This window comes from Bdellovibrio sp. KM01 (genome assembly GCF_013752535.1).
In the GTDB taxonomy this organism is placed as follows: domain Bacteria; phylum Bdellovibrionota; class Bdellovibrionia; order Bdellovibrionales; family Bdellovibrionaceae; genus Bdellovibrio.
This window is the reverse complement of the sequence record NZ_CP058348.1, coordinates 987,669-1,003,197: the sequence shown is the minus strand read 5'-3', so window position 1 is coordinate 1,003,197 and position 15,529 is coordinate 987,669. Positions and strand designations below refer to the sequence as shown.

The 15,529-nt window shown below is 45.5% G+C and carries 18 protein-coding genes; 7 read left to right on the top strand and 11 right to left on the bottom strand.

The window, feature by feature from the left end; translation table 11 throughout:
* Positions 1-3 precede the first annotated feature (3 nt).
* Positions 4-1,053 carry an NAD(P)-dependent alcohol dehydrogenase gene (locus HW988_RS04965; protein ID WP_181606472.1) on the bottom strand — a complete coding sequence of 350 codons (1,050 nt, stop codon included), beginning with the start codon at positions 1,051-1,053 and terminating at the stop codon, positions 4-6.
* Between the two features lie 105 nt (positions 1,054-1,158).
* On the opposite strand from HW988_RS04965, the gene HW988_RS04960 reads away from it, so the two are divergent.
* Entirely contained in the window at positions 1,159-2,055 is an 897-nt protein-coding gene (locus HW988_RS04960) for a LysR family transcriptional regulator (protein WP_181606471.1), read from the top strand.
* Here HW988_RS04960 and HW988_RS04955 read toward each other — a convergent pair.
* Positions 2,045-2,557, bottom strand: a complete 513-nt coding sequence (locus HW988_RS04955; RefSeq protein ID WP_181606470.1) for a hypothetical protein — start codon at positions 2,555-2,557, stop codon at positions 2,045-2,047. The genes HW988_RS04960 and HW988_RS04955 overlap by 11 nt on opposite strands.
* A 144-nt stretch (positions 2,558-2,701) precedes the next feature.
* Between HW988_RS04955 and HW988_RS04950 the strand changes: the two genes are divergently transcribed.
* Positions 2,702-3,172 (top strand): DUF3011 domain-containing protein, encoded by a 471-nt coding sequence (locus HW988_RS04950; protein ID WP_181606469.1) that lies wholly within the window; start codon positions 2,702-2,704, stop codon positions 3,170-3,172.
* A gap of 78 nt (positions 3,173-3,250) precedes the next feature.
* Here HW988_RS04950 and HW988_RS04945 read toward each other — a convergent pair whose 3' ends face one another.
* The 3 genes from HW988_RS04945 to HW988_RS04935 form a co-directional block, all read right to left on the bottom strand.
* Positions 3,251-4,339 carry a VWA domain-containing protein gene (locus HW988_RS04945; protein ID WP_220128799.1) on the bottom strand — a complete coding sequence of 363 codons (1,089 nt, stop codon included), beginning with the start codon at positions 4,337-4,339 and terminating at the stop codon, positions 3,251-3,253.
* Positions 4,340-4,545: 206 nt separating this feature from the next.
* Positions 4,546-5,793, bottom strand: a complete 1,248-nt coding sequence (locus HW988_RS04940; protein WP_181606467.1) for an alpha/beta fold hydrolase — start codon at positions 5,791-5,793, stop codon at positions 4,546-4,548.
* 110 nt (positions 5,794-5,903) lie between these two features.
* Positions 5,904-6,287, bottom strand: coding sequence for a hypothetical protein (locus tag HW988_RS04935; protein ID WP_181606466.1), 384 nt, complete (start codon positions 6,285-6,287; stop codon positions 5,904-5,906).
* 357 nt (positions 6,288-6,644) lie between these two features.
* On the opposite strand from HW988_RS04935, the gene HW988_RS04925 reads away from it, so the two are divergent.
* The 3 genes from HW988_RS04925 to HW988_RS04915 all read left to right on the top strand — a co-directional run bounded on the left by HW988_RS04925 (position 6,645) and on the right by HW988_RS04915 (position 9,264).
* Complete coding sequence (locus HW988_RS04925; protein WP_220128798.1) at positions 6,645-6,998, top strand: metallophosphoesterase; 354 nt, start codon at positions 6,645-6,647, stop codon at positions 6,996-6,998.
* Positions 6,999-7,015: 17 nt separating this feature from the next.
* Positions 7,016-7,894: a TIGR02285 family protein gene (locus HW988_RS04920; protein WP_255490204.1), complete on the top strand. Its 879-nt coding sequence runs from the start codon at positions 7,016-7,018 to the stop codon at positions 7,892-7,894.
* 101 nt (positions 7,895-7,995) lie between these two features.
* Complete coding sequence (locus HW988_RS04915; RefSeq protein WP_181606463.1) at positions 7,996-9,264, top strand: hypothetical protein; 1,269 nt, start codon at positions 7,996-7,998, stop codon at positions 9,262-9,264.
* Here the strand turns inward: HW988_RS04915 and HW988_RS04910 are convergent.
* The 3 genes from HW988_RS04910 to HW988_RS04900 form a co-directional block, all read right to left on the bottom strand.
* Entirely contained in the window at positions 9,261-9,743 is a 483-nt protein-coding gene (locus HW988_RS04910; protein ID WP_181606462.1) for a hypothetical protein, read from the bottom strand. The two genes, HW988_RS04915 and HW988_RS04910, sit on opposite strands and share 4 nt — an antisense overlap.
* Before the next feature lie 127 nt (positions 9,744-9,870).
* The gene (locus tag HW988_RS19190) at positions 9,871-10,350 is read right to left on the bottom strand and encodes a methylated-DNA--[protein]-cysteine S-methyltransferase (protein WP_181606461.1); all 480 of its coding nucleotides are present in this window, start codon (positions 10,348-10,350) and stop codon (positions 9,871-9,873) included.
* Positions 10,347-11,792, bottom strand: a complete 1,446-nt coding sequence (locus HW988_RS04900; RefSeq protein ID WP_181606460.1) for a DNA-3-methyladenine glycosylase 2 family protein — start codon at positions 11,790-11,792, stop codon at positions 10,347-10,349. The genes HW988_RS19190 and HW988_RS04900 overlap by 4 nt, the downstream gene beginning before the upstream one ends.
* A gap of 192 nt (positions 11,793-11,984) precedes the next feature.
* On the opposite strand from HW988_RS04900, the gene HW988_RS04895 reads away from it, so the two are divergent.
* Positions 11,985-13,418 carry a methyl-accepting chemotaxis protein gene (locus HW988_RS04895; RefSeq protein ID WP_181606459.1) on the top strand — a complete coding sequence of 478 codons (1,434 nt, stop codon included), beginning with the start codon at positions 11,985-11,987 and terminating at the stop codon, positions 13,416-13,418.
* Here the strand turns inward: HW988_RS04895 and HW988_RS04890 are convergent, their stop codons facing one another.
* Positions 13,419-13,760, bottom strand: coding sequence for a hypothetical protein (locus HW988_RS04890; protein ID WP_181606458.1), 342 nt, complete (start codon positions 13,758-13,760; stop codon positions 13,419-13,421).
* 493 nt (positions 13,761-14,253) lie between these two features.
* Here HW988_RS04890 and HW988_RS04885 point away from each other — a divergent pair, with 493 nt between their 5' ends.
* Entirely contained in the window at positions 14,254-15,048 is a 795-nt protein-coding gene (locus HW988_RS04885) for a siderophore-interacting protein (RefSeq protein ID WP_181606457.1), read from the top strand.
* Here the strand turns inward: HW988_RS04885 and HW988_RS04880 are convergent.
* Both HW988_RS04880 and HW988_RS04875 read right to left on the bottom strand, forming a co-directional pair.
* The gene (locus tag HW988_RS04880) at positions 15,045-15,242 is read right to left on the bottom strand and encodes a hypothetical protein (protein ID WP_181606456.1); all 198 of its coding nucleotides are present in this window, start codon (positions 15,240-15,242) and stop codon (positions 15,045-15,047) included. The genes HW988_RS04885 and HW988_RS04880 overlap by 4 nt on opposite strands.
* A 73-nt stretch (positions 15,243-15,315) precedes the next feature.
* The gene (locus HW988_RS04875) at positions 15,316-15,480 is read right to left on the bottom strand and encodes a hypothetical protein (RefSeq protein WP_168196553.1); all 165 of its coding nucleotides are present in this window, start codon (positions 15,478-15,480) and stop codon (positions 15,316-15,318) included.
* Positions 15,481-15,529: the final 49 nt, after the last annotated feature.

Here is a 15,529-nt window from a genome sequence, read left to right as displayed (position 1 = left end):
TATTTAGATTTTTCCCATATCCAGAACGAAGCGATAGCGCACATCACTTTTTAGGACTCGCTCGTAGGCTTCATTCACCTGAGATGGATTGATGACTTCGATCTCTGGTGTGATGTTGTGTTTCGCACAGAAATCCAGCATCTCTTGCGTCTCTTTGATCCCACCGATTGCCGAACCCGCATAAGATCTGCGCATCATGATCAAGGGAAAGACATTAACGGACAAAGGTTTTTCCGGCGCCCCTACAGAGACCATAGTTCCATCTAATTTCAATAAATTGAAATAGCTAGTCATATCGATATCTGCCGAAGAGACCGTGTTGATGATCAAATCAAATTTTGCGGCATTTTGCTGAAAGACGTCCTGTGTTTTTGCAACCAGGAAGTGATGGGCACCCAGCTTCAGCGCGTCTTCGCGTTTTTTTTCTGAATGACTTAGTACTGTGACTTCAGCTCCCATCGCTCGTGCGATTTTCACTCCCATATGGCCCAAACCACCAAGTCCCATAATGGCGACCTTTTTGCCTGGGCCCGCATTCCAATGATTGAGTGGAGAGTAAACAGTAATACCCGCACACAGAAGTGGAGCTGCTTTATCCAGCGGAAGCGATTTTGGAATTTGTAAAACGAAGTCGTCTTTAACGACGATCACATTCGAGTATCCGCCTTGAGTGACTGCAGAGCCGTCACGCTCCATCGCGCCATATGTTCCCGTTTGTCCCTCAATGCAGTATTGTTCAAGGTCTTGCTTGCAATGCGCACACTCAGCACAAGAGTCGACCAAGCAACCGACACCGACATGATCACCGACTTTGTGCTTTGTTACTTTGCTGCCGACCGCACTAACGATCCCTGCGATCTCGTGCCCTGGCACCATGGGAAAGGGAGAGCCTGCTCCCCATTCTTCTCGGGTCATATGAATATCGGAATGGCAAATGCCACAGTACCTGATGTCGATAACAACGTCGTGCTCTTTAGGCTCGCGTCTTTCGAATGAGTATGGAACTAACGCTTCTTTAGCAGCCATGGCTGCCATGCCTTTTGCTTGAATCATCTATTTCTCCCTGATTTATGAGATAACCTTTGCCAAAAGAATAGCCCTGATGTTCATTAAGAAAAATAGGGGTTTACTTCACGTGCTGTTAAGGAGTGCTTCATAATGGATAAAAACAGATTAGATGGCCTGCTGGCTTTGAAACTGGTCGCAGAGAAGCGTAACTTCACCGCGGCAGCCTCAGAGCTCGACGTCTCCCCCTCTGCCATCAGTCAGATGATTCGCCAACTTGAGACACGACTGGGAGTGACTCTATTGACTCGAACGACGCGCACAACTTCATTAACAGAAGCAGGTCAGCGTTTTCTGTCTGAAGCTGGGCCCGCCCTTGATCAAATTCTAAATGCCATGGACAGCGTGGGAACTTTAGGCACAAAGCCGTCGGGATTGTTACGCCTCAACATGCCACGCTCGCTTTATCATTCCTTTATGGAGCCAATAGTTTCCAGCTTTATTAAAAAGTACCCCGAGGTCACTGTAGAGCTCTATTTGGAAGACTATGCGAGCGACATTTTTGAGAGCGGCTTTGATGCTGGCGTCAGACTGTCCGATATCTTGGCAAAAGATGTGATCGCCACGAAACTTTATGGCCCGGTTCGCTTTGTAGTTGCAGGATCTCCAAAATATTTTGACAAACATGGCCGCCCTAAAAAACCGCGCGATCTTTTATCCCACAACTGCATTCTGATTCGCTTGGGCGGAGGCTTGTATGATCGTTGGGAATTCCAAGAGCGCGGCAAAGACTTTCAAGTGCACGTCAAAGGCAATTTAATCTTTAGTGATTCAAACTTGATGCTAGATGCCGCTATCGCGGGTCACGGTTTAGTTTATGCTGCTGAAGAAAACATCAAAGAAAAGGTGAAATCCGGAAAACTTGAGGTCGCTTTGGCAAGCTATGCAGCAGAGAGCGAAGGATTTTACTTATACTATCCAAGTCGCTCACAAATTCTACCCAAGCTTCGCGCGTTCATTGACCATGTGAAAGCTTATATTAAAAAGTAACGACGTAGGCAAAGTCTTGCGCGTTATTGAAACCCCATTGGCCGGCGGAGATGAAAAGTTTTTTGGCGGCTAAATCAAATGCCAGGATTTGGCTGAAGTCGGCGTATGCACCAGTATTCCACAATTGCTGGTGGAGTTTTGCCACTTCAATTCCTTGTGGGTTTGAGATCGTCAACACGCGGTGGCCAAAGTAATGTGTTTGAGTCCCCCAGCCTTTGTTGTCTCCGAAGCCGCTGATATTCAAAAATTTTGGGATGGGTTTTGCGAATTGCGAGCCCTCGAAAGACATCACAAGTTTCAATCCTACTTCCGGGATTTCACAGCTTCCTGTAAAGCCCACACACCTTAAAGATAGCAGCATTTCCTCTCGAGAGCGCGGTGACAACACGACGTTTTCCTTTTTTAGCGTGGATGATTCAAGGGGCTGATTCACACTAAAAAACCACGCGAATCCAAGAATGAAAATGCTGAGGATGATCGAGAGAATTTTAGAAATCTTCATGCCCCTTAGTATAAGAAACTATTGTTTCGCGAGGCAAACTAAATGGTTCTTTATGACCCCAGAAAGAACAGGCATGGTCCTCGCAGTAAGGGTTCTCGAAACGACGTTATCGTCAGAAAGACACCACTTACAAAGGAAGATGATATGAAAAGAATGATTCTATCGATGATTGCACTTTGCGCACTGGCTCACACTGCACATGCCTATGATTTTGATTATGCTGACAGTGAAGAGATTGCGGCACCTCGCCGCCCAGGATTTGATGATCGTCGTGGTGACGACCGACGCGGTGATGATCGCGATGACCGTCGCGGAGGCGGTCGTGATGATCGTGGTCCTCGTCCAAATCCAGGCTACCCTGGCAATCCAGGCCATGGTGGTCCGCACAATCCACCTCGTCCCCCAAGCCAACCACGCATTGAATACGTGACTTGTGAATCTCAGGGCAACCGTTACAACACTTGCTACGTTGATCCTTATGGCATCCGCAATTTCTATTTGGCAAAACAACGCTCTAACACTCGTTGCGAGCAAAACAGAAACTTTGGTCTGACTGGAAATTATATCTGGGTCGATAAAGGTTGCCGCGCCGTTTTCGCTATCGAGCGCTACTAATCAGCTTGCCTACGGAAAAAGAAAAACCGGAAGCTTATCAGGCTTCCGGTTTTTCTTTTTAAAGATTGTAACAATGAACTACTTTTCAACCACTCCGCGCACATAGTGCACCACAATCGAGTAATTTCCCACTTGCGATAACAGCGAAGAATTCAACGTCACCGTGTTACCACTCACCGTGAAATCTTTGTCTGCCAGAAGTTTTGAACCGTTAAGCTCGACATAATCAATTCCCAAGAATGAATCATCCGCCACTGCGTAAGTGTTTTTAGCAAAATCCACCACACGAGTTGTCAGCGTGCTAAATGCAGAACTCCAGTCCGAGTTACAGATATTAAAGTGCGCACCACCAGAGCTTTTAATCAAAGACTGATAGTTTACACTTGTACGCGCCAAGCAAGGACTGCTGGCTTTATCGTAAGCCAGAAAACCAAAACTCTTAACTGCGGTGGCACTACCGAAGGCTTTCGTCATACGCGCTTGGAAAGTGGCTGGCGTGATGTAATCCACGTTTTCTGTCAATGAAGACACTTTGATATTATCATAGCTTTTTGGATCAGAAACAGAGTCATACTGAATGCTGGTATTCGCCGAGACATTGCTTGAGTCGTCGTCCGATACAAAGACAAAGACTTTCTGTGAACCACTTCTAAAGAATGAGTTTAAGGAGCCATAAGCCCCTGCATAGCGGCTGTTACCTTTTAGAGTCGAGCAAAGCACATCGCTTTTATCAGGTGAAGCTGGGCACGTTGATAGTGCCGCCACCAGCATCGGGTTATAACTATGCACCATGAAATGAACTTGCTTACCATTAGATGTATAGTCAGCCAGCGCGATTTGCGTGTTGATGCTAGACGCCTCAGAACGAGAAATCAAAGCCACACGGATATCGATCTTGCTATCAAGATTTTCAACAAAGGCTTTGAAGTTCGCTTTCACGCGATTCACGTTTTGCACCATTGATACGGAATTGTCGATCACCCAAACCATATCAATAGATTTAGCTGTGGATTGCGAAGCAAAGCTTTGGCTTTTAGATTCTGTCGCTGGCACTACTCCAGCACCGGCGTTGGTGTCAGTCTCAGCAAAATTATAGCTTTGTTCAGCGCAATTTTGAAAACTCACTATTGTCAGTAAAGCTGAAACAATAAGTACTAATTTTCTCACATGGCCCCCCACGTACTTGATGATTAAAGCAAGATGCGTTCCCGACAGATCTATTCAATTCACTATCGGCAGGGATCAGGTGTCGTTTAAATTTTGTGAGAATGATTATTTAAAGAAAAAAAGCACCCGATTCCGGGTACTTGAAGCGATATTGATAACTTTTGAGCATGTACCGGATATGAACATGCTCCAAAAATGACTCCAACTTAGTATTTGAAAATGTTCTGTAAGCGTCCTTGAAACGCAGGAACTTGAAAGAATCCACAGTGGCCACCGAATGGCAAAACAAAAGCACGATCCCCGAATTGAGCCTTCATCCAGGCGATGTCTTCGGACTTAGAAACCAAATCATCAGCACTGTCGATGAAGTACAGATTTTGGTTCTCGCGGATATAATCAGCGAATTGATAAATGCTGGCGTCGTGATTCAATTGCTCAACCGAATAGTCAGCACCTTGAGTGCGTTTCAAATTGGGAAGAAGGAACTGATTCATATAGCGCACGAAAGGCACGGCTCGAGCTTCGGCATTGCGGGCGTTGCGTTTGTATTTGCTCACCGGGCTTTTCAAAATGCCCAGATCATGAACCTGCTGAGAAGCGAAGACCAAGTCCCCCAGGCTGTCGCGGAACTCTTTACCGATCAGGTAAGCCATTTCAACGTCAGTGAAGGCTTCTTGTTTAAAAACCTGATCAATTTGGCGAGGGTTTTTAAGGTCAATCTTATTGCCCATCACCAAATCAGTCACCCGTTGAACTTTGAAACCAATATTTTGTTTTTCGGTTTTCGTCAGCTTTTGTTCTAGCTCTGCCAGGCGATCCAGTTTTTGAATTGCGAACAACAAATCAGCCGGAGGATTGATAGTAAGAACTTTCGCGAATTTGAAATTCCCCGCCTGGTCATCGTGCTTTTTCATGAAAAACGCCTGCAAGCCACCAATGGAATAACCAATCAGATTAAAGCTGCGTGGTTTGATACCGTGGTCGTTTTTAAGGGCTTTCGTCGTTTTCAAAAGAGCGGTGTAAAGATCCGCGGAATCGCGCGGAGTAAATCCAGGCAATCCGCTTTTGCTGCCAGCTACTGTAAATTTCCAAGAGAAAGGATTATCCACCGTCACAACGTGATAACCGATTTTAAACATTTGCTCAGCCAGCACCAAAGCAGCTGCAGATTCAGCAGTCCCACCCGTTCCTGGAATGATGAACACCAGCGGAGCCGTGCTATCAGCACGCAGGCGATAGTTGTAATTGAAATCAGAAACTCGCTCCATCAAAGGAACAGTTTTACGAGACGGCATAACCGTTACTGATCCGCGAATGATGGATTTATTGCTTTCAGGAAGAATCAGTGTGGAAGTGATCGTCGCAGCAAACGGATTTTTTAGAAAATCAGGAATTTCAGCGGCAAAGACATTCAGAGCAAAAATAGAAACTAAAACGAAAGAAACGAACGACATATCAAAAAACTTTCTTAACGGCGCCTAGGGCCGGCGCACTTTTTAAGAAAGTTTGGTGAAATAGGCAAGAAGTTACTAATTAGGGCCCCTTAAACAGAGCAACTGAGTCCTTAAGGCAACAGTGCTTGGTGGAACTCTTTGTAGGACAAATCAGGTTTTTTATCGACGTTCACACGATCAAACTCGCGGTCTAGACGATTAAAAAGCTCATCCAGAGTAATAATGCCGTCTTTATTGGTATCAGCACCCTCACAGAACTTGGGAGCCAAGATCCCTGGACAAAGCTTTTTAGCGGGCACTCGGCCGGTATCCCCAGCGTCAATTTGACTGTAACGGCCTTGGAAATACATTTTAAATTCGTTGCGGGATATGGACTTAGAGTCATCCAGGTCTGCGGTATTGATGGAGTTGATAATATAACGTGAGCTGGGTGGTTTTGAACTGCAACCCACCATCAAAGTGAGAACTGCGAAAATAGCTAGAATGAACTTCACTGAAGAATCCCCCGGTGCACTTATTCTCCCTTAGTTTTCTATGGAGTCAAAGTCTGCTTCACCCTCGCCGCCCTTGCTGAGGCTAAGAGCCAGTGTTACCCTTCAAACAATGATCAATTTAGGAAAAAAGTTCGCGTTTAAGCTACTAACGGGTGTTCTGATTTTTTCGGCGGGGGTTCTGGCGGCCTGGGCTTTTTGGTTGGAACCTAGATCATTGACAGTGCAAAACTATGCGCTGCAGTTCTCTCATGAAAAGTCACTGCCGGCTTTGCGTATCGGTGTGGTTTCGGATGTTCATTTGGGAAGATATTTTGGCGATGAAGCCCGACTTGAACGAAAGATCATCCCTTTCATTTGGTGGGCTTCGGTGATTTTTGGGAAGACAAAGAGCTTTTAGATTTTATCGCGAGTTATAAAAAATCAGATCTGCCAACAATTGGCCTTACTCACAATCCCGATGTCTTTCCTGAAACTAAAAAAGATATTTCCTTGATGCTGGCGGGACATACTCACGGTGGTCAGGTGAACTTTCCTATCGTCGGTGCACCGATCACGCCTTCTCGTTACGGTGATCGGTATCGCTATGGACTCATCAGCGAAAAAGAACATCACATTCTTGTGACGAGTGGCACAGGAAACAGTATTTTGCCTGTGCGTTTTAGAGTACCGCCGGAAATCGTCATGGTGGAATTAAGCTTTAAAGCCAACTAACCTGGTTGTAAGTGGACATGAGCATTCGTCTCGGTAAAATTGGTCAAATGAAATCAGGCATTTTCCTTATGGCGACCCTTATGGCGCTCTATACCCAGGCCCAAACCAAAGATCCCCATGTTATCACTTGGATGAGATGGGATGATCCTCCGATATTCATTCTTGAAGGGCCTTATCAAGGACAAGGCCTTTTGGACATCACAGAAAAAATCATCACGAAAAAACTCTCTCAGTATTCCCACGACTCCTTAATCAGTACCGTTCAACGCGTTTTGGTTGAAGCCGAAAAAGGAACCTATGCTTGCAACGCCGGCTGGTTGGATACCCCGGAGTGGCACAAATTATTTTATTTTTCCAAACCGGTTTTCGTTATTCCATCAAATGGCATTTTACTAAAGAAAAGTAAGATCAAAGAAACTCAATCTTTGGAACCGTACTCCTTGCAAAAATTCCTGGATAAAAAGCCTCACTGGAAATTAGGTGTGGGCCGGTTATATGGCGTCGGTATTGACGAAGTCTTGGTAAAAAATCAGTATCAGAAAAATCCAAAGATCATCACCATTAGCACCAGTTTGAAAGTGCATCAGATGTTACAAAGTGATCGCATCCAATACACCTTGGGATATCCGTTTGAGGCTTTTTATTATAATGAATATTTAAAATCCAAGGATCGGGTCGTTCACTTGCCCCTTTCGGATAACAAACCCATTGTTGGTGTTGTGGTGGCCTGCCCCCGCAATGAATGGGGTAAGTCGGTAATCGACCAAGTTAATAAAATTCTGAAAAACGATCCCGAAATCCTGGATGAGATCCGCAAAGGAGTGGACCGTTGGTTGACCAGCGAAGACCAAAAACGCTTAGAAAAACCGCGTAAAGAAATGCGCGAGAATAATTAAAATCGGCCACTTTTCCGTGACGGACCGCAGAAGATCATACTTCTGCAGTGAGCAATACCCCTTAAGTTGACCAACCCTCTGGGGTTTATTACTTCAAGGCAATGAAGTTAATCTGCCAAGCAATTTTGCGTACATTCTTAATCACGATTTCTGTGGTTTTGTTGTCTGCATTGGCTTTCGCACAAACGAAGCCAGTTGCTGGTCTTCACCTGATGACTTATCAGTCCTGGGGTTTCACGGTGGATTCCTCGGCCCAAGGTGAGCGCGTTCGTTCCATTTTAAATTCCGCCAAAGAGCTGGGATTTAAATCCGTTATTTTAAATTTTCGCGCACATATGATCACCGGTGTAAGTTCAGATATCCGTCCCGTGGTTCCCGTCAAAGAACAAGCGATAGAAGAAAAATTAGTTTTACAAACCGTCGATTACGCAAAGTCATTGGGCTTAAGCGTTTCTTTCCGTCCTATTTTATTGGTGGTCGGTCCTAAGGGAGAATTCCCTTACATCGAAAAGAAAAACATTTACTGGTGGCACGGAAATATCCAACCCAAAAATCCCGATGCATGGTTTGCGAGTTACTATAAATATCACGAACGTTATCTGAAACTGGCTGCGAAGGCTGGCGCTGACATGTATTCGATCGGTGCCGAGATGAACTCAATGACATCAGGCTTGGGAGATCGGGAGCCCACGTGGCGGTTAGGTTACCCGGCAAAATGGGTCGAGATGATTCGTAAGGCCCGTGAAATTTTGGGCGCAGAAACTAAAATCACCTATGGTATCAACTATACGGATCAGTATGTTCAAGTTGGCGGTCAAAAAATCGTTGGTGGCGAAATTGAACAGTGGAAGTTTTATCTGACAGAAACTTTTGAAAAGCCAGCAAATCAAAAACACCAAAAAGATCTGCAAGAGTTATGGAACTCCCTGGATGTGGTCGGTTTTGATTACTACCGTGCTTTAGCCAGTTCCCATGAAAAGTTCTCGACCGACTATTCCACTTTGCTTCGTCAACTGGAAGCGCGCCCCCAATCTCATGCTTCACAATTAGATACAGTCCTTACAGAAATCGCACTGACCTTGGGTGCGGAAAAGCCAGCCTACATTCAAGAGGTCGGTTACGCGAGTGTGGAAAATTGTTTTCTGGAGCCCGCCGCCTACGAAAGCAGCAAAGGAAAATTGAATCTCGCCCACCAGTCTGCAGCTTGGGAATCTTTTTTGAAAGCCTTCTGGGAGCCGCAATGGCCTTGGATGAGCGGCTTTGGAATGTGGCAAGTTTTAGTGGATGAAAACACCACCGAAAATGACAAGGGCTTTACTCCCCTGCACAAAAAATCCATGCACGATGTTTTGAAGAAATATCTGAACTAGGTTTTTTCTTTTAGAAATCCAAAAGTTTTATCGACCATGAAATCCGGCTCCATCACAGCGCCACATTTAGCGCAAATAACTTCAGGCAAGTTCACTTCGTGAGGCAGTTGATTTTGTGCGTATTTATAATGCACGCCATTTTCCAATTTTAAGACCTGTTCATGAGAACAGGCATCACATAAAAAGGGAGCAAAGAAAGACGTGATGACGGAGTTTTTAGGAACGAACCCATGAACGATGTTCACCTGATTCACGATAACGTAAGGGCATTCTTCCAAAGTCAGTTTCGCCCCCGTCGCCATGCGCGTGGCCCACGAGATCCAGTTTTTTACACCAATGGAATTGATGAAGGTCACCTTGGCCATGTTCAATTTAATATCTTTGAAATTTTGAATCTTAATATCAAAGATTTCTGTTTTCTCGCTGATCGGTCCCTCGAGAATAACTTCAATGGCATCACCGTTGGCTTTTTGAATCATGAGATCATTTTGAAAGAATACGCAGTGCTAGGCAAGGGCTTTGACTGTCGACAATACCTTTTTGGAGTCAAAACTGGAGTATAGTAAATTCAAATCTGTTTTTTAAAGGTGTAAACTAAGGCAAATGTTAGTCCCTTAGACTAAGCCCTTCGATTTCCAGCAGAGCTTTCTTAACCTCTATCCCACCTGCATACCCGGCAAGTTTTCCGCTAGCCGCGATCACCCGGTGACAAGGAACAATGATACTGACTGGATTTCTGCCATTCGCTGTTCCAACCGCGCGACAGGCATTGGCATCTTTAAGGGCTGTGGCAATCTGTTTATAGGATTTGGTCTGGCCGTAAGGGATCTTTGCGAGCTCATTCCAAACTCGTTTTTGAAATTCAGTACCCTCCACATCCAAAGGAATCGAAAATGTCTTTCGACTGCCTGAAAGATACTCGATAATTTCTTGCTCGACCCTTAAAAGCAAGGCTTCCATTTTTGCTGTTCCCGGAACCATGGGCACGTTTTGCTTTTTCCATAGCAACCCCCTCAGGCCATTCTCTGATACGACCAAAAACATGGGACCGATCTTGGTTTCAAGTTTTTTTTGAATCAGTGTCATGGGGACTTCCTTTTCTTTTTCTTACTGAGATTTTCTGAGTATGTCCTCCAAAAAAGTGCCGCGACATAACCGCGCCAAGGACTCATTTGCGAAAGAACTTCTTGAGGGTGATGTTGCAAAGCCCGGCTTAAAATCAGATCACTTGCCGGAAAGGTGTCCGTACTGCGCAACGCTTTAAGAGCAATATAGTGTGCCGTCCAGGGCCCAATGCCGCGAATTGCCAGGACTGATTTTTGGAATTGCCCAACTTCCTGGGTAGAGTCCAGGGATAGTCGCCCCTCTATAACAGCTTTGGAAAATTCTTTGAGTGTCTGTTTGCGAATCCCTGTGGTTTTAAGACCTGACAGATCGGCCTTTAATATTTGAGCGGGTGTGGGGAAAAGCTTAATTGTTTTGCCTTCGCGCTGAAGACCCGAATCACTGCCGGCAATCTCTATCAGGTCATGCACCAAGGCACGACCGAAATCGACACTGACCAACTGGCCTAATATTGCACCGATTGAAATCTCAAAGGGATCCCAACCCGAGAACATTCGAATTCCCGGATAGCTATTTAGCATCTTTTTTATTTTGCCATCCCGCTCAAGAACATTGGCAATCATCACGGGATCGGAATCTAGATCAAACATGCTGCGAACACGATGCAGAATAGTGTGAATCGCGCTGGTGTCGGGAAAATCAATCTCGACCAATAGAGATGATTTTTCAGGACTATTAGAAATACTGATCTGACCGACTTGCTTTCCGAATGAAACCACGCGAGTCATCTTGTCGCCATCAAACCATTCCAAATTCCCGATACGATGATTGCGATAGGTATTTAACAATCCTTCATAATCAAAGGGTGGACGATATGGCAAAGAAATCTGCAGACCGTTTTTTTCGGAAGTACGATTGCGGCGAATTTCTCGCGGAGCTTTTTTAAAGCGTTCTTTAAAGGCGTCATTAAAGCGGCGAACTGAACTAAAGCCCGCAGCAAACGCGACTTCAGTAATGGGCAAGCTGGTTTCAACGATCAACTTGCGGGAAAGATTGAGGCGATTTTCAAAAGCAAGCTGCTTCGGCGTCTTGCCAATCTCATCAACAAAGAGACGGCGTAAGTGACGAGCGGAGACCCCGAACTTATCGGCAAAGGCGTCTTCGTTGAAATCAAGAACTTCTGAAGAGTTCAAAACCTTCAGTGCTCTTTGCACAGTGGCAGATTTCCCGATCCAGGCTGGTGAATGCGGAGCACTTTCCGGGCGACAGCGCAAACAGGGACGATACCCCGCAGCTTCGGCGAGATGTGAATTTGCAAAGAACTCCGTATTCTCCCGCTTAGGCTTTGCCGGGCAAATGGGACGACAGTAAATCCCTGTGGTTTTTACTCCCACAAAAAACTTCCCATCAAACCGTGGGTCGTGCGCCAGCATTGCTTGGTAATAGATATCATCCTGTTTCATACAGACAACCATAGCACAGTTAACTAAGAATGAGTGGCCGTTTTCGGACATTATCGGCAATATGATTCCACAACGCTAAAGTATAGATTATTACAGCTGGCTCTGATTTTTGTCAGGGCCAGTCACTTGTAATGTATTACAAACTTTAGTTCCTCCCCGAACTTCAGCATAATTGAACTTCCTGGAGGTTTAATGACACTGAAAAAGCAGATGTGGCTTTTGGTTTTGGGATTTACGGTAATATTGATGTCCGTCGGAATTCTGTCATTTGTAAACTCCTCCACTTTGATGCGCAACTTCGACAATGTCGCGCAAACTCAACTCCCCGCCGTTCGCTATATGACCTTAGCAGATATGATGCATGATGGACTTCGTGCGGTCGCAAGAGGTGCATTGCTCTCTGCCAAGATCAATGACAAACAGGGAATGGACGAAGCGCAGACCGAAGTTAAAGAGATGGCCGGGAATTTCAAAACCTATATTGAGAAACTCAACTCTCTCGAGTTACAGGCAGAAACCAAAGCTGCCCTCTCCAGCGTCCTGCCAGCGATGAATTCCTATATTGTACAATCTGAAACTCTCGTCGGCCTTGCTGCCAACCAAGGTTTTGATGTGGCGATCCTGAAACTTCCGGATTTTGAAAAGTCGTTTAAAGTCCTGGAAGAAGAAATGGAAAAACTTGGCGAACTGATTGAAAAAGATGCCAGTGCCGTGCATAATTCGGGCGCAAGTCTGCGCACTATTAATTTGACGACGGCGATTGTCGGCGCACTTCTATGTGTGCTGTTCGGTGCAGTGATCATTCACAAGCTCAATCAAAGAATTGGAGAGATCGCTCGAGGTGTCCAGCAAACTGGCGGCGAACTGGATGAATCCAGTCGCGCTTTAACTGAAACCTCGACAATGCTTGCTTCTGGCGCAACACAATCTGCGGCCTCCCTGGAGGAAACCGCAGCCTCGCTGGAAGATATCACGAATGCCTTTAAGATCACTTCGAACTCGGCAATTTCCGCTGCTGAGGTTTCAGGTAAAACGCTACAGGCATCCTTAAAAAGTACTGAAGCTACTCAGCAATTGATTCAGTCCATGCAAAGCCTTGAGTCCTCGGCCACAAAGATGGTTGATATCATTCAGGCAATTGACGATATCGCCTTTCAAACAAACTTGCTGGCATTAAATGCCTCGGTTGAAGCTGCCCGGGCCGGAGAGTTGGGTAAAGGCTTTGCTGTTGTCGCTGAAGCCGTGCGCAGTCTTTCCCAACGAAGTGCGGGATCTGCTAAAGATATCTCGCAGATGATTGAAAGCAATCGTCTGCAGATTATTGAAGGTGCCCGAATTGCGAAGGAAAGTGAGCAGTTCATGTCAGAAGTGCTTGAGTCCGTTAAAAAGGTTTCCAGCATCAATGCCGAGATTTCCCAGTCGTCACATCAGCAGTCTTCATCGATTCAGCAGATTAGCCTGGCCTTTGGAAAGATTGATCAGACCTCTCAAGAAAATGCCAAGGTCGCCCAGGTGGTCTCTGAAATGTCGGAAAGAATATCACAGGCATCGCACAATGTGGGTGGTATCTTGCAGACTCTTTCAAAACTTACAGGCAAAGCCGAAGATCAAAACAGTCTGGTGTAACTATTTTTTTGAAGCGGATTTATCGTCAAAGGCATAGATCTTAACTGTCTTGCCTTCCTCCACTCTCATCACTTCAGCACAGTTACTTTGTCGAGAGACAGCTGACATCTTTTCCGCGGCTTCAGAGGACTTCACGGTTTTAACATCGCACAGAAGCTCTGATTTATACTTCAAGCACAGTTGATTGAACTTTACATCAAAGTCCTTGTATTTCTTATCCATAAAGGCGGCGATCATGTCTCTGCGCTCTTGTTGGTTGATTTTTTCAAAGCATTTGGTTGATTCAGCCATGGCAGATTTTGCGAACAGAATGACTACAACCCAAGTCTTGAGTAGATTCATATTTTTCTCCTCGAACATAAAGCCTATCGAGGGGGAAAAGTTTGTCAACTTCTTAACAAATACTCCTGCTATAAAGAGTTCTCACAAAGACGGGAACAAAATATTGTTATTATCTCGATAGGGAACATAAACTTTTCTAACACCTAGCCGATAAGACAGGAGCATAGCTCTAACTGTACGTTTTTTCCAGGAGTGATGTATCAAAAAGAGACGATCTAACGACATCATAGTCGTCATAATATTGTTGTGCGCTGTTGGCTTTATCTTCTTTATGAAGGATTTCATTTCCAGAGACCGTTGTCAGGAAAGACGTGGTTGTTGGGATGAAGTTGAGAATACTTGCCGCAAAGATGAACCAAATGCGGAATATCTTTGCTCGCGGAAAAAAAATTAGCCCCGCCAATATTTTTCAATTCGGTTTCTGTTGACTGACTTTTTCACGTCAGACTTGTGAAACAGGATTCTCTTCCTTAAATTGAGGACGGAGATACCTATGGAACAAAAAAACAGAGATATAAAAACTGTTATGCACGCAGTAAAAAGAAGAACACTCACAGTCAAAAGAGTGGAGCTGGTTACTTCGCGAATCAAACGAATTACTTTTACCGGCGAAGACTTGCACGATTTCATTTCGCTTTCACCTGACGACCATATTAAAGCCTTCTTCCCCTATCCTGGGGAATCAGAGCCGGTCTTACCAGTGATGGGGCCTAATGGCTTAGAGCCCTCAGCTGATGGCCGTAAACCCATTATGCGCGACTATACACCTAAGCGCATCGACACTGCCGCACGTGAACTGGACATCGAGTTCGTTCTGCATGGCGATGGCCCTGGTTCTCAGTGGGCACAGAATGTTTCTGTCGGTCAGACACTGACGATTGGCGGCCCGCGCGGTTCACGAGTGGTGCCCTATAATTTCGATTGGTATCTGATGATTGGTGACGAGTCGGCCCTTCCGTCCTTTGCACGGCGCTTGCAGGAACTTCCGCAAGATTCGTTTGCCGTGGTGGTGATTGAAACAGAAGATCCATCGCAAAAAATCGACCTACCTCACAATGGAAAAGCCGAAATTCACTGGCTTTACCGCAACGGTCGACCTGCAGGACAGGTTGAGGAATTGAAATTAAAAATCGCAAGTCTGCCTATCTTCGAGGGCGACTATTTTGCTTGGATAGCTTTAGAGAAAGCCTGTGCCATGCAGATCAAAGATCTGTTGATCACGATTCGCGGAGCCCGCGAAGAATGGATTAAGGCCGGAGGATACTGGAGTGCCACTCACGAGCACTAATGAATGTTTCCAGAGCTCCAGGAAGGCGGATCACTTGCGGGGAATGAATCGTCGATAGTCATGTCGACATCTTCCTCGCGAGAAGTCTTTCTCCTGACAACCGAAACGTCCCGCTGGGTTTGAATCAATTTATTAATCAGGTATCCCAAGGCCACGGCACCGACCGCTGTTAAAATCACATTTCTTGTTTGCATCGTGAACTCCTGTTTTGGAGGTCAAAAAAGAAGGAGCCCAGGTTACGACGGCTCCTTTCTATTTTTAAAAAAACTATTCATCATCTTCCATCATTGACGATTGATTTCTGGATGAACGCGAACTGCCGCCCGAGCTGCTGCCGCGCGAAGAGCTTGATGATGATTTACCAGAGCTTGAACGGCCCTGCGAACTTGCTTTCGTACTTGAACTTTTACGACTGTTTTTATTGGTAGCCATATGGCACCTCCTTTTACTCTTGAGTGTGACTATAAGGGAATTTTCCGTG

Excerpts from the sequence above, each read along its gene's own strand:
- HW988_RS04965 (WP_181606472.1), bottom strand. The coding sequence starts at position 1,053 with ATGATTCAAGCAAAAGGCATGGCAGCCATGGCTGCTAAAGAAGCGTTA.
- HW988_RS04960 (WP_181606471.1), top strand. The coding sequence starts at position 1,159 with ATGGATAAAAACAGATTAGATGGCCTGCTGGCTTTGAAACTGGTCGCA.
- HW988_RS04875 (WP_168196553.1), bottom strand. The coding sequence starts at position 15,480 with ATGGCTACCAATAAAAACAGTCGTAAAAGTTCAAGTACGAAAGCAAGT.
- HW988_RS19190 (WP_181606461.1), bottom strand. The coding sequence starts at position 10,350 with ATGACACTGATTCAAAAAAAACTTGAAACCAAGATCGGTCCCATGTTT.
- HW988_RS04880 (WP_181606456.1), bottom strand. The coding sequence starts at position 15,242 with ATGCAAACAAGAAATGTGATTTTAACAGCGGTCGGTGCCGTGGCCTTG.
- HW988_RS04920 (WP_255490204.1), top strand. The coding sequence starts at position 7,016 with ATGAGCATTCGTCTCGGTAAAATTGGTCAAATGAAATCAGGCATTTTC.
- HW988_RS04915 (WP_181606463.1), top strand. The coding sequence starts at position 7,996 with ATGAAGTTAATCTGCCAAGCAATTTTGCGTACATTCTTAATCACGATT.
- HW988_RS04950 (WP_181606469.1), top strand. The coding sequence starts at position 2,702 with ATGAAAAGAATGATTCTATCGATGATTGCACTTTGCGCACTGGCTCAC.
- HW988_RS04940 (WP_181606467.1), bottom strand. The coding sequence starts at position 5,793 with ATGTCGTTCGTTTCTTTCGTTTTAGTTTCTATTTTTGCTCTGAATGTC.
- HW988_RS04955 (WP_181606470.1), bottom strand. The coding sequence starts at position 2,557 with ATGAAGATTTCTAAAATTCTCTCGATCATCCTCAGCATTTTCATTCTT.
- HW988_RS04885 (WP_181606457.1), top strand. The coding sequence starts at position 14,254 with ATGGAACAAAAAAACAGAGATATAAAAACTGTTATGCACGCAGTAAAA.
- HW988_RS04890 (WP_181606458.1), bottom strand. The coding sequence starts at position 13,760 with ATGAATCTACTCAAGACTTGGGTTGTAGTCATTCTGTTCGCAAAATCT.
- HW988_RS04910 (WP_181606462.1), bottom strand. The coding sequence starts at position 9,743 with ATGATTCAAAAAGCCAACGGTGATGCCATTGAAGTTATTCTCGAGGGA.
- HW988_RS04900 (WP_181606460.1), bottom strand. The coding sequence starts at position 11,792 with ATGAAACAGGATGATATCTATTACCAAGCAATGCTGGCGCACGACCCA.
- HW988_RS04895 (WP_181606459.1), top strand. The coding sequence starts at position 11,985 with ATGACACTGAAAAAGCAGATGTGGCTTTTGGTTTTGGGATTTACGGTA.